Annotated in this window: 16 protein-coding genes; 1 reads left to right on the top strand and 15 read right to left on the bottom strand. The window is 64.9% G+C overall.

Annotated elements, in window-relative coordinates:
• Positions 1-237 precede the first annotated feature (237 nt).
• The gene (locus J2S59_RS01495; protein WP_068119734.1) at positions 238-531 is read right to left on the bottom strand and encodes a hypothetical protein; all 294 of its coding nucleotides are present in this window, start codon (positions 529-531) and stop codon (positions 238-240) included.
• Positions 528-776 (bottom strand): hypothetical protein, encoded by a 249-nt coding sequence (locus tag J2S59_RS01490; protein WP_068119736.1) that lies wholly within the window; start codon positions 774-776, stop codon positions 528-530. Before J2S59_RS01490 ends, J2S59_RS01495 begins: the two co-directional genes overlap by 4 nt.
• 544 nt (positions 777-1,320) lie before the next feature.
• Here J2S59_RS01490 and J2S59_RS20430 point away from each other — a divergent pair.
• Positions 1,321-1,578: an FDXHR family putative zinc-binding protein gene (locus J2S59_RS20430; RefSeq protein WP_438361591.1), complete on the top strand. Its 258-nt coding sequence runs from the start codon at positions 1,321-1,323 to the stop codon at positions 1,576-1,578.
• Positions 1,579-1,822: 244 nt separating this feature from the next.
• Here the strand turns inward: J2S59_RS20430 and J2S59_RS01485 are convergent, their stop codons facing one another.
• The 13 genes from J2S59_RS01485 to J2S59_RS01430 all read right to left on the bottom strand — a co-directional run bounded on the left by J2S59_RS01485 (position 1,823) and on the right by J2S59_RS01430 (position 12,411).
• On the bottom strand, positions 1,823-2,002 hold the full coding sequence (locus tag J2S59_RS01485) for a hypothetical protein (protein WP_068119738.1): 180 nt from the start codon (positions 2,000-2,002) through the stop codon (positions 1,823-1,825).
• Positions 2,002-4,269, bottom strand: a complete 2,268-nt coding sequence (locus tag J2S59_RS01480; protein ID WP_068119740.1) for a hypothetical protein — start codon at positions 4,267-4,269, stop codon at positions 2,002-2,004. The genes J2S59_RS01485 and J2S59_RS01480 overlap by 1 nt, the downstream gene beginning before the upstream one ends.
• The gene (locus J2S59_RS01475; protein ID WP_181641770.1) at positions 4,266-5,132 is read right to left on the bottom strand and encodes a hypothetical protein; all 867 of its coding nucleotides are present in this window, start codon (positions 5,130-5,132) and stop codon (positions 4,266-4,268) included. The genes J2S59_RS01480 and J2S59_RS01475 overlap by 4 nt, the downstream gene beginning before the upstream one ends.
• A gap of 17 nt (positions 5,133-5,149) precedes the next feature.
• A complete protein-coding gene (locus J2S59_RS01470) occupies positions 5,150-5,365 on the bottom strand; it encodes a hypothetical protein (protein ID WP_068119744.1) in 216 nt (71 codons plus the stop codon).
• Positions 5,366-5,510: 145 nt separating this feature from the next.
• Positions 5,511-7,553, bottom strand: coding sequence for a WD40/YVTN/BNR-like repeat-containing protein (locus tag J2S59_RS01465; protein ID WP_306824737.1), 2,043 nt, complete (start codon positions 7,551-7,553; stop codon positions 5,511-5,513).
• Entirely contained in the window at positions 7,550-7,846 is a 297-nt protein-coding gene (locus J2S59_RS01460) for a hypothetical protein (protein ID WP_068117775.1), read from the bottom strand. Before J2S59_RS01460 ends, J2S59_RS01465 begins: the two co-directional genes overlap by 4 nt.
• Position 7,847: 1 nt before the next feature.
• Positions 7,848-8,405: a hypothetical protein gene (locus J2S59_RS01455; RefSeq protein WP_181641587.1), complete on the bottom strand. Its 558-nt coding sequence runs from the start codon at positions 8,403-8,405 to the stop codon at positions 7,848-7,850.
• 10 nt (positions 8,406-8,415) lie between these two features.
• Entirely contained in the window at positions 8,416-8,607 is a 192-nt protein-coding gene (locus J2S59_RS01450) for a hypothetical protein (protein WP_068117780.1), read from the bottom strand.
• 71 nt (positions 8,608-8,678) lie between these two features.
• On the bottom strand, positions 8,679-9,632 hold the full coding sequence (locus J2S59_RS01445) for a N4-gp56 family major capsid protein (RefSeq protein ID WP_068117783.1): 954 nt from the start codon (positions 9,630-9,632) through the stop codon (positions 8,679-8,681).
• 41 nt (positions 9,633-9,673) lie between these two features.
• Complete coding sequence (locus tag J2S59_RS01440; RefSeq protein ID WP_068117786.1) at positions 9,674-10,159, bottom strand: hypothetical protein; 486 nt, start codon at positions 10,157-10,159, stop codon at positions 9,674-9,676.
• A gap of 85 nt (positions 10,160-10,244) precedes the next feature.
• Positions 10,245-10,361, bottom strand: a complete 117-nt coding sequence (locus J2S59_RS20445; protein ID WP_220138312.1) for a zinc-ribbon domain-containing protein — start codon at positions 10,359-10,361, stop codon at positions 10,245-10,247.
• A 2-nt stretch (positions 10,362-10,363) separates the two neighbouring features.
• Positions 10,364-11,302, bottom strand: coding sequence for a hypothetical protein (locus J2S59_RS01435; RefSeq protein WP_068117790.1), 939 nt, complete (start codon positions 11,300-11,302; stop codon positions 10,364-10,366).
• A 209-nt stretch (positions 11,303-11,511) separates the two neighbouring features.
• Positions 11,512-12,411 carry a hypothetical protein gene (locus tag J2S59_RS01430; protein WP_068117791.1) on the bottom strand — a complete coding sequence of 300 codons (900 nt, stop codon included), beginning with the start codon at positions 12,409-12,411 and terminating at the stop codon, positions 11,512-11,514.
• Position 12,412 lies beyond the last annotated feature (1 nt).

The raw sequence follows: 12,412 nt of genomic DNA, 5'->3' as shown, positions 1-12,412 counted from the left end.
TCACCCCACTTGATGCACTTGCCGACGAGGATCGCGGTGGCGAGTGCGGCTGCGTAGTAGCCGAGGATGATCCAGACGGCGAAGCTCATGCCGCCACCCCCATGTCCAGGGGGCGGAGCCCCAGCGGTTCGGCCTTTGTGGTGCTGCCGTCCTCAAACACCCAGCCGTGGTGCGTGCGGAACACACGCCCGAGCAGTTCGGTCACGGCCACGTCTCCGGGCTTGAACTCGCGCCCGCTCACTGGTCGATGTCCAATCCCCAAGACCGCAGACCATCACGGAGAGCGGCGTCACCAGACGCCGGCTCCTCATCCTGATAGGTGTCAACTTGGGACCGCTCGAAAGCGGCCAAGTCCAGCAGTTCGGTCGCCCGGTGGACAGCGTTGCCGCCGATAGCGGCCCAACCGGGCCGCTGCTCGACTCGCTTGATCTTGCCCAGCTGGAACGACTTCGGGCAGAACCGGTAGCCGTTGACCGTGCTGTACGACAAGTGCTTCGGCTCGTAGCCGTCGATGCTGATGCGTGTACTCACACGTCCTGCTTCCCGGCGTAGGCCAGGGCCCACGTCATGCCGTAGCGGTAGCCGCTGTCTTCCCTAGTTTCGGTGTAAGCGACTGCGGGTAGGGGGCACTCGGATAGGAGTGCCAGCTCCTCGGGTGACGTGACCAGCGAGAGAGCGGACGGAAGGTCGATGAACTTGTCCGTCAAGACTTCGACCCACACTTCCGGCCCATCGGGCAGGTCGCGGATCGGGCCGTAGATGGTGACTCTGGTCATGCTTCGTCTCCCAACGAGTGCGGAGGAAGTACCTCCTGGGACCCATTCAAGGGTCCCGATTGTTAGATGTCAAGTCGGAGCTACACTGAGATGATTCTGGCTCCGGCCTCCCTGACCGTTACCGAATCGTGATGAAAGAACTTGACAGCTAACAAAGAAGTGCTGTAACGTTGCCTGGGCCGGGGCCCAGTAATAACTAACTACGTAGTAGTTAGTTGCAGTTACTGAACTGGTCTGTTCTGTCAGGACGGGAGCCTTGAAGCTCCCGTCCAACTGTTCCGCTCTCTCCCACTGCAACCGTCCAGCCCCGGGCCCTTCGCCCCGGGGTTTTTACTTTGGCGGTGCAAGGCGCACAGTAGGCACCCCCACCGACAGTGGTGCAAGTCTCAACCACAAAACCACCCGTACGGGCTACCTAGGACTACTCCTTGATGCGATTCAAGTAGTCACGTTTCGGCCCGTTAGTCCACCGGGCGACTTGCACTGACCCGACCCCAAGAGGACCCTTGACGTATACCTGTCAACATCACCAAGGGGTTCCACGATGGTCACCAGCTGCCAAACCTGCGGAGACACCTGGACCGGCACACGCCTGGAGCACTGCGTCGCCGGCTGCCACCGAACCTTCTCCGGCTCCACAGCCGGGGACCTCCACCGAACCGGTGACTTCAACATCCGCAGCGGACCCGACAGGCGCCGCTGCCGCACCGACGAGGAGCTGGCCGAGAAAGGACTCCGGCCCAGGACCACCCCGTCAGGGCTAATCGTGTGGGGACAGGAAGGCCAGAACCCGTGGTCCTGACCCACACGTCAGAAATCTGACGGCCTCCCAGCCCCCTCCTGGGGCTCGGTGCCACTTCGGCACCCCAAGCCGTCTACGGAATGAACATGGTTCTCACAACGAACTCCAAGGTTCACCAAACTTGGAAGAACCTGGGGAACGCAAAAAGAGAGCCCCCCAGTCCGAAGACCAGGGGGCTCTCTGTACTACTTCGTTGGGAGGACTCGAACGTAGCACCGTTAGGTGCCACGATGCAAGATCGTCTTCAGTCCTCCGTGACGTTCTGTCGGGCAACCCCGACACCCAGCACCGACGCAGCCAAGTACAGCCACAACGCCAGCTCCTGCTCAGTCACGCCCACATACAGGCCGACCAGCGGCGCAGCCGCAATCAACACGTCATAGATGCGACGGCGACGACTCGCCGTCAGCTTCTTCTCGGCCATCAGCCAACCTTCCTCAACGTCACATGCACGATTCCGCCAAACCCAGAGCCACCCCGCTGGGGAGCGGGGTTGGTGCGGTTGAAATCAACCGACTCGACGTACGCCGTACCGGCCTCACCGGTCTCGGTGTCGCGGTACTGCACCATCGACATGCCGGCCTCCGCCTCCTCCAGAGCCTCCAGTCGAGACCACGCAGACCGAGGGGCGCCGGCAGCGCGACCCTGATGGGTCTCCGAGTCGAACAGCTTCAACGGCACGCGGATCAACCGCTGCCGCCGAGGCACCGGCAGGGCCCGCAGCTGGTAACCCAGCAGCGCCGGAGACTCACCCCCAGTCGGGGTGAGAGTGAAGCGCAACGCCAGATACTCCACCGGGTTGCCGCCGGCAGCAGACCGCAGGTCCAGGTCAGCGGAAGCCGGCGCAGTGATCGTTCCCACCGAGACGCTGGCTCCGTCCGGCAGCACAGCCGAGACGGCCACCTGCCCGACACCCTCCACCTTCACCTTGACCTCGTTGAAGAACTTCGGCTCCAACGTGCCGAGACGATGCAGCGCAGTCTGCACATAACCCGACGCCGCCAGCGTCGGTGCTTCCGCCAGAAACCCGAGACCGTCGAAGGCGTACAGCCGCAGCGCCGGAGAGACAGTGACGCCGAGTGCGCCACCGGCAGCAACTTCCCGGCGACGCGCGAACGGCGCGGTCGACTCTCCAGCCGCCATCGCCAGGTTCAACACGAACACCGACGGTGCGGTGTCGCCCACCTGGCGACCCACCACATAGGCAACGTCACCCAGACCGTTGATGCGCCGCGAGGCAGAGAAGTCCCCCCGGATCACCGGGGAGCCGTAACCGATCTCCCCGCTCGGGCCCACCTCAGCGACCCGCACCCCAGCGTTGGAGCAAATCACCAGCTTGCCCAGATAGAAGTAGAGCGAGCTGATGACCTCGCCCGTCGGCAGCGTCCCTGCCACCACTGGCGTGGTGAGCAGTGGGATGTCGCCCTGGGCGTCCGGGGTGAGCGCATAGATCACGCCACCCTTGGCGAGATAGATCGGGCCCGGGGACTCCGCCATGCTCCATCCGGCACCCGACTGGCGCGAAGACCAGAAGATGTGCTCGTTCGCCGTGGTGCCACCCACGGCAGTCAGCTGGAAGAACCGCCCCAGGTCATCGACCGCGAACAGTCGGCCCTTCGCCCACCAAGTGTTCACCCAAGAGCGACCGGCCAGTGGTTGCCACAGGATCATCCGGTCACCCAGACCGACTGTCTGAGTGAACTGGGACCGGGAGGCGTTCGGCGTCCCGGTCCACTGCCACGTCGGGTTGTCGTGCGGGTTCACCGACGGGCCGGTGAAGTCGTTGGTCAACGACAGTTCACGGAAAGCGAACGACCCGGCCAAGCCGGTGCCCATGTCGATCACGACAGTTGCTGTCGTGCCCGCAGCGACGAAGGTTGTGTCCACCTTCGCAGCGGGGCCGTCATGCAAAACAGCGCCATTGACCCGCAACTCCCAGTCACCACTAGCCGACTGGCAGTCCACGATGATCCGGTAGGTGGAGCCGTTGGTCAGCCCCACCACCTCCACGGTGAACGTGTGCGGTCCACCAGAAGGCTCCACGGCTTCGCTCTCATCGAACGCGAGCAGTAGCGAACCGTTCTGGTGGGTCGCATCCACCTCGGCACTAGATGTGCCAGTGGAGCCACCCGCGTACCAGCGCGGGTTCGTCCAGTAGTTGGTGACCGTGGACGTAATCTCCTGCGGCCCCTCCACTGCCGCAGAGGTCGCGTAATACAACCCCGTCCCGGAGGTGGTGATCGCCAAAATATTGCCGCCCGACACCGGGGCGTAGGTCGCCCCCGGTGCGCTCGACACGAACCGCAGGCTCCCGCCCACTAGTGCGAACACGCCGGCAGCGGACGTGTTGAAGTCGCTGCCGCCCACGGCGTCAGTGACGCCGGACAAGCCGATGCGGGTCAGGCCCGCATCCAAGCGCACCTCGCCAGGCTCCCACGGGTTCACCCCAGAGGAGTCCTGGAAACGGTTCAGCACCTCCTGGCCGTCCAGCACCTCGTAATACTTGATGCCTGCGCCCTCATGGAAAGACATCTGCCCCCGGGTCCACCAGCCCGCAAGGGACTGGTCGCCCACCGTCGGGGTGGTGTCCATCTGCTCCTTGCGGAACGGCGCAGTCGCCCGCTCATACGGGCGCTCCGCAGAGATGGCCTTCTGGAATCCGAGGCCGTTGATGAAGAAGTTGTCTGTCACCGCGACCTCACCGTCACGCTCACCGGATGCGCCTGACGCAGCCGCTTACGCTCCGACTCCAACTCCAACAGATACCGCTGGTACAGCTGTGTCGACAGTCGGGCCGCCGAACCGATCTGGTTGCCTTCCGAGGCTTGCCACGACTGAGCCGTGTCCGCCTGAAGCCGCGCAGCATCCGCGAACGACAACAGCGACGAGCACGCCATATAGACCACGGCAGGGCGGGCAGTAGCCCGCAGGCCCGACACCGTGAAGTCGTCACTGTCACCAATCGCAGACGGCGACACCATCAAAGACACCCGCACTGTGCGGCCGGGGGCAGGCTGCTCGCCCAACGTCACCGACTTCCCCGTCGAAGACTCCGGGTCGGTCGGGTTGAACCGGTAGCGCCGCAGCACCTGCGGCTCCTTCGAGGGGCCAATCGTCTCAGCCACCACCGACAGAACCCGCTCCGTCGTCGCAGGCACCTCATAGGTGTTGCGCGAAACGTTGTAGTTGAACGACACCGCATCCACCCCGAACAACGTCGGGTGAGTACCGGCGATAGCGTCGTTGATCGCCAGCTTCACATCCAGCCGAGTCCACGCAGGGTTCGCCTCAACACGAGCACCGCCGCCGTGACCGACGGCAGCAGTGCCACCCCAGCCTCGCCCGTCCGGGGCGACAGTGAGTGTGTTCGTGCCGGTGTCCACCGACTCGACCCACACCAGCTCGTCGCCAGCCTCGGCCACCCCTGGGGAGAACTGGGAGGCATCAGTCACCGACCACACAAGGTCGGTGGCATTCACGGCAGCAGACAAGTAGGACGCACGCGGATGCGTCAGGCCGTAGCCGTACAGGCGACGCAACACCTCGTCAGCCACACCGTTGAGTGTCACCATCAGACCTGACTCGTTCCCGCGTCCCAGGCGGAGCCCGCCAGTTCGCTGATCTTCACCGCACGCTCCACATCAGCCCGGCGTGTGGACGCCGGCTGAATGCCCTGGGCCCGAGCCGACTGGTAGGCGTCGAGCCCACGGTCGGCTCGCTTGTTCTGGGTGTAGTCGTGTCCGTCGGCAGACCGACACCAGCCCACCTTCATGTTCTTCGCCCGCATACAGGCACCGAAAGACTCATGGTCTTTCGTGCGGCATGAGGACGTGCAGTTCTGCCCGAGCGGCATGTCGCCTCCGGTTGAGAGAGTGAACGTGGGGTAGGTGAAGGGTGCTGCTTATTGGTCAGTCAGTCCGGGACCGAGCAGCTCAGAGTTCGAGCACGGTTAGGCTCCGGTCGCTGAACAGCGAGCGGACCTGCACCCCGTTGCTGGTTGACATCCAATGGAGCTCGAAAGTCTGGTCCACGAGGTTCAATGGATCCACGATCGCCCACCACACCATCGGGAAGTAGTCGGTGGTCGTCGGCTTGATCGTCCACGTATTGCCGGGGACCGCCGAACCGTTGCGATACAGGGTGAAGCGGCCCTCCACGTTGGCAGCGGACATGGACACGGTCGCCTTGATGAGCACGAGCATTGGCCGCATGCGGGAGGGCACCTTGACTCGCATCTCTGGCATGAGCGCTTCCGTGAGCCCAGCGTAGACCGGCGACGAGGTCGTAATCACAGAGCGGTGCAGCGTGCGCGGTGTACCCGAAAACGCCTGAGGGGTGGCCTGGGGGCTGGGCACGAACCGCGCGCCGCCCTGTCGGACATGGCCGAACACAGAGGCGTAGGAGGATGCCCCCGGTCCCGTGAAGTCCACCTGGTTGACCGTGAAGGCCACCAGGCCGTCAGAGGCGCGCACGTGAAGGTTTCGCAGCGCCGTGAAGTCAACGACGGCGTCGGGGACTCGCTCGGCGGCGTACAGCTCATGAACCTTGTCGTCCGGCGTGACAGCCCACAGACGCACGGCACGGTCCTCCTCGTCACCGAAGTTCACCTCTACGACGCCGCCAATGAGGATCGTTCCGTCCGCCATGTGCGCCGTGTACCAGCCTCCGATGGGGAGGTCTCCAGCGACCTCGATCACGGTCCCTGCGAGGTCGCTGGGGTGAGCCTTGAAGATCGCAGGCTTCCGGGCGGGCGCTCCGCCCGCACCGTCCTGAATCCAGTAGAGCCACCCATTTCGCTCAGTGAGCCCCACGGCCCGCCAGATTTGCGCGTCCGGGTCGGGAACGGCGGGCGACTTCCGCACCCAAGCGCCGGACTCCCAGCGCCAGAATCCACACTGGAGGTGATTGTCCCCGGTGTAGAGCCACAGCCCGGAGGGCAGCGACTTGATGCCGTGAATGTGTCGGATGGTCGGCTGCGGGTCACCTGCGTCAGAGGTGGCGAAGGTTGAATGGACCGTCCACGTAACGCCGTCGTCGGTAGAGGCGTAGACCTTGTTCCCCCCGCCGCCGTAGCGGGCGGCATAGAGCGTTCCACCCGCGTCCTGCGTGAGGCCCTCTTGAAGGATGCCCACTCCGGGGTCGAGTCCGCTGACCTGAGCCCATGTAGCGCCGGCGTCAGTTGAGCGGTACAGCCTCCCGCCGTTGGAAGAGCACAGCCACGCACCTGCTGCGGTGTACCACAAGTGGCCGGGAGTGTTGTCGGGGTCAACAACACCGATGGTGGTCCACGTCTTGCCCGAGTCGGTTGAGCGCGCGATGGAGGACCCGGCCGCCGAGCCGAGCACGGAGGCGATCATGTCCCCCGACCCCGGCTCAAAGTTGAGGAAGGCGTAGCCCTTGATCGTGTCGACGTGGGCGAACCCCAGCGGCGGCGCGAACTGGGCCGACGCGGGGGCGGCGGTGCGCGCCACCGGGGCGGCGTCGATGCCTGCCACGATCTCGCCCGTAAGTGCGCTCTCGGACAGGCGACCTTCGGTCGTCAGGGCCTCCAGTGAGGACGCTCGCCCGTCAAGCAAAGACGTTGCCGATTCCAGGTCGGAGGTCCGCCAGTCGAGAACGAAGGCGAGGCCGTCGGCGTAGGACTTCGCCTCGGACTCAGCGGCGTCCGCCTTCGCGGCGGCGCCAACCTCTGTCTCGACACCGACCGGCAGCTGCCCATCGGGCAGCCTGCCCCCGGAGTCCAGGCCGGCGACGCCCATCGGCGCGCCGATGATGTCTTCAGGCACCTTCGATCCGAGCGCGAGGTTGCTTCGAGCAATCGCGTCAGCCGCTGTATGGGCTGCGGAGTTCGCGGTGGACACAGCAGCCGACGCCTTCGCGTCGGCGTTCTGAGCAAGCCCCCGCAAGCTCTCTACGCTGCTATTCAGCTCGTCGTCCCAGTCAGCCTGACCGCGAGTTGGAAGTCCGTAGGTCACAGTCCATACCCCTGATGTCCGTACGGCGCTTCGCCGTAACCAAGATCAGGCACGACGGTGAACCCGTCGGCCCCCAACTGCTGCGCCACCTCGTCGGACACGACGTAGGTGCGCCCGCCCTGAAACCACTCGACGCCCTCGGTCAAGCCCTTCAGGTCACCGATCCACGGCACCGGAGTCAAGGTGAAGACGCCATCGGTCTTCACCACAGACTCGCCGGCCTGGACCTGGAAGCGACCCCAGAAATGATCCGACGACGACTGCCCCCGTGTAGGGGGAGTGAACGTCGGCATCTCAGACCTGCTTGCGCTTCTGCTTCACCGCGATGGACTCAGCCTCGCGCACAGCGCGGGCGAGCTTCCTGCGCCGACCACCCTTGGCGATAGCCAGGGCCTGCTCCAGCAGAACCAGCGCCTTGTCCACCCGGGCACCCCGGGTCTCCACTGTGACGAACGTGGGCAGCCACGGACGCACCGAGTTCTCAGCGAAGTCGGTGCCCAGGATCGACACATGTAGGTGTGTCGTGTGTGCGTTGGCGCCGCTGTACTTGACCTTCTTGAAGCCAGTGCTGCGGCTATAGATGTGGCCGTTGAAGATGATGTAGTAGACCCGCGAGTCTTTCTTCAGCCGCTTCAGCAGCGCGAATGGGCGGATGCCGTCGCGGTCGATGTCGACCGCCCGGACCACCCCACGGCGTGAGCCGGGGGCAGCCCAGTCAGGGTTGTGGTCGGACTTCCTCGCCGCGTGCGACGGGTCACCGATCCACCCGTCGCTGGTCTTGTCACGCTTAGGCCACTTCTGGTTCACCTCATCACGAAGCTTCACCAGAGACGGGGCAAGGAAGTACGACACAACAGGCTCCCTAAAGGTGCGGGGCGATCTTGCTGAAAACGGGGCCCGACGCTGCGGCAACCCCCAGGAGCACCCAGCGGAACCGCTCCAACGTGCGGAGCCGTTCCTCGTGATCGGTGCGTTGCTGGATCAGTACGTCCAGCTTGGTGTCCATGACGGCGAGACGTTCGCCCACCGTCGTGGGCGTAGAGGCATTGGTCATCGGCCCTCCATCAGTCCGACCGGACGGTGAGGGACGGGCCCCGCGAAGGGCCCGCCCCCGAACCGTCACGATCAGGCGTTGATCGAGGAGCCCGACTCCAGGCGCCACAAGCACGCCTCACGGAAGCGAGCCCAACCAAGGAAGCCGTACCAGCCGAGCGGCTGGAAACGGTTCAGTCGGTCAGGCACAACACCCACACGAACCTCCGGCTCGACCACGACACCCTCGGCAAGAGCCTCCTTGCCGGCGAAGACGGTGCGGTACACCTTGGCCTGCGCGGTGCCCGCGCCAGCGCCGTCAAGGTCCACGCCGTCGGCGGCGACCTTCATGCGCGCCGACTCCTGGAAGTAGACGCCCTGGTAGACACCAGTGACGCCCGGCCAGAAGACGCCCGGAGCGGCGTACTTGTGCGCCTCCATCCAGCCGGTGTTGCCGACCTCGCGACGGAGGTCGTGAGCAACGTCGGGGTGGATGCCACACCAGTACAGGTCCGCAAGGCGGGCAGGAGCGCCAGCCGAACGGAGCTTGGTGACAATGGTCCGCACGTCGTCAGACGTGATGACATCATCGTTGTCCACCGTGGCGGTGGACGTGGCGGTACCGGCGTAGCGGACGTTGGTGCCAGCCGACACCACGTCACGCACCAGCACGTCCAGCGAGTCCCGCATGTTGTGAACAACACGGTCACGCTGGTACGGGTCGATGTCGTGGAACGACGTGGCCCCCACCTTGACGGTGGAGATGGTGGCGTTGCCGTACTCGTACGGCGTCAGGGTGACAGCCGTCGGGTCGGGCAGGGCCACGAAGTCCGGGTCCGCCGTCTCCGACAGCGGGGTGGTGGACGGAGCCAGGTCCGACGCCGTGTAAAGGGCGATAGACGAACCGGGGCGGTCCACCTGAACGGGGCGGGTGTCCGCGAGGGTACGGAGAATCGGCTGGTGCCGAAGCTCCGCCCGCACGTACATGTCAAGAGCGGTCTTGACGGATGCCGGGAGGGTGGAGGTGGAAATGAAAGCGTCAGCCATTGGACGCAGACCTCACTTCTAGCGAGAGATGGGCAGGGAGGTCACAGCCCGTGCTGCTCGAACAGGGCAGCAACGGCGGCACCGTCCATGTCGGCGGTGATGAGTTGCTGCACCTGCGCCAACTTCGTCATGTAGGCGTCACCGCCAGCGGCGGCACCATCCAACGAACGAAGCTGACCGTAGGGGGCAGCCGGATCGGGCTGCCCACTTGCAGCGGGCTGTGTTCCCGGCTCCGTGGAAGCCTTCGCGTAGTCGTCGCCGTTGGCCTCAATCCACTCGGTGACCGCCTCAGTATTGAGGGGGTCAACCTTGTCGGAGAGGAGGGCAGACTTCACTCGCTCGGGGTTCTTGAAGCCGGTGAGCACACCGGACAGTGCGGATGCCTGCATCTGCGTACGGAGCGTGTCGCGCTCCGACGAGATGTCTTTCAGGCGGTCCTGAAGCTTCTTGTAAGCGTCACGAAGGGCACGCGGGGTGTCCGCGTACTCGTCGCTGTCAAGGTCGATGTGCTCGATTGCGTCACTCACTAGTGACCACTCCATTCAGATGAGCGCACGCCGAAACACCTCCGTGGAGGGCGGAGGTGTTGCTCGTGCTACCGGTCTTACGGATTCACTGGCGTGGGGCCGGTCGGTCCACGCAGGTCTTGTGGGCTGGAGTGCCGCATCGCGGGCACGTCACAGCAGTCGGGGGCACGTCCTGTCCGCACCAGCAGACACCGCGCCCCATTCCTAGAACTGCCCAGCAGCCCGGTCACGGGCCAAAGTGCGTCCATCAAGCCCGGATCGCCCAGAGAACGCGGCGCGTTCCTGGGACGCCAGGCCGTGGCGCTTGCGGGCAGACTGGCCGTCGGCCTCGAACACTTCCTGTTCGTAGTCGCGCTGGTCGAACGTGGAGCCGTAGATGTCACCCAGCGTCTGGAAGGTGTGCAGGCCAGCCTTGATGGAGCCATAGCCACGGATCGCATCACCCTCGGTGACACCGAGTTCCGCCAGACGACCGGCGTACTCCTCGTCCACACCGAGGTTCTGGCGACGGGCCGCTGCGCTCAGCAGCACCGTCTGGTACTTGCGCTGGATCAGTGGAGCCGCACGGTTCGGGTCCATCATGTAGGCGAGCAGGTCGCCCTGCCCCATGCCCATCGCACGCAGCTGGTCCTTGATGGCCGAGTCCTCACGGTTGGCGAGGTCGGAGTACGCCTGGGCCCGCTGCTGCAACTCCGCAGCGGACACCTGGTTGCCGATGAAGCCGGCGAAGTCCGAGGGGTCGTCGTAGAACCCCTCGGGCAGACCGTAGTTGCGGAGCACCTGGGCGTAGGACCGCTCGACCGCCAGATACTCGGCGGGAGTCAGCACGCCGAGTCCGCGCTGACGCAGCATCTCGTTGCCCGCGAACCGCTGCTTCCACTCGGCGGTGTTCTGGAGCTCCAGCATCACCGACGCCTGATCGGTGATGCCGCGCTCGATCAGCTTCCGCAGCACGCTCGAAAGGGAGCCGAGGCCGTACTGGTCCAGCATCTGGCGCATCACGTCGTACGCCGACTGGTTCCAGTCGATGCCCGGAGTCTCCGGCGCGGGCGCAGGCGTGGGTGTGGTAGGCGTCGGGGTCGACGGGGTGCCGGTCGGCGGAGGGTTCAACCCCACCGCCCCGCCCAGGGGTCCGGTGACCATCCGTGGCGGCTGCACGATACCCATGTCGGTTCTACCGGAGCCAGCCAGCGCCTTGGAGATGAACGACTCGGAGAACCCGATAGCCCGCAGCTGCCCAGGGGACAGCTGTGACGCTCCCCCAGAGTTGTCCTTCGTGCCCGTCAACCGGGCCACGATCTGCGACTTGTCCAGGCCCCGCCTCTGAAGGGCTCTAATGCGGTCGTATGCCATTAGGCCAGCACCCCCATGTCACGCAACAGCCCAGCGGTCAACGAAGCCATCTCCTCGCGGGCGTTGTCGGTGTACTGCCACCTGTTGTCGTTGCGGATCGCGTCCTCGAAGTCACCCAACGAAATCGTGGTGGGACGCCCCTTGTCGTCGCGTGCCGACAGCACGCTCCGCAACAGCTTGTCGTCCAGACCCACCGCCGAAGGCGACAACTCCAACCGCTCCGCCAGCATCTGCCGGTACGGATCGACCAGTTCCTGGATCGTCATGCCGGCGTCGATCTGTGTAGAGAACGCCTGGTACTGCTGCTTCGCCAATTCCCGCACCCGGTTGGTGACACCCTCCAGGGTGTCGTTGCCAGCCACCAGGCGCTTCACCTGAGCAGCCCGCCACTGCGGGCCCAGCTTCAGCCCGTAAGCCTCGGCCAACTGAGCGATCTGCCGCTCCGACTCAGCAGCGGTGCCACCAAGATTCTTCTTGGTGAGTAGCTGCTTGAAGTTGACACCCTTGGACATGTTGTCCATGAGCTGGGCTTGGGTCCAGCCCATCGTCACCGCAGTCTCGGACCAAGCCATCATCTGCTTGCGGTTCATGCCGGCGGAACCGAACATCGACTGCCAGGTGTCCCGCACCGTGGCGAACATCTGATTGACGTTCGCCTTGTAGGTGGCGGGGTCCGAGGTCTTCTGGATGATGGCGTTACGGACGTTCGCCGAGTTCTTCTTGAACCAGTCGGTGGACCGCAGTTTCGCCACGAACCGGTCGGGCGCCCAGTTGTTCCTGGTCGCCTGCCGGAACAGCTTCATCAGCTCCGGGTCGGACTGGAGGAAGCCCAAGGCAAAACCGTAGTTCTGCGCCATCTCCTCGCGGCTGAGCGTGTCACGCTCGGGTGCGTTAGGCATC

The organism is Nocardioides massiliensis, assembly GCF_030811215.1.
In the GTDB taxonomy this organism is placed as follows: Bacteria; Actinomycetota; Actinomycetes; order Propionibacteriales; family Nocardioidaceae; genus Nocardioides_A; species Nocardioides_A massiliensis.
The sequence above is the reverse complement of the archived record's forward strand: the minus strand, read 5'-3'. Positions and strand labels throughout refer to the sequence as shown.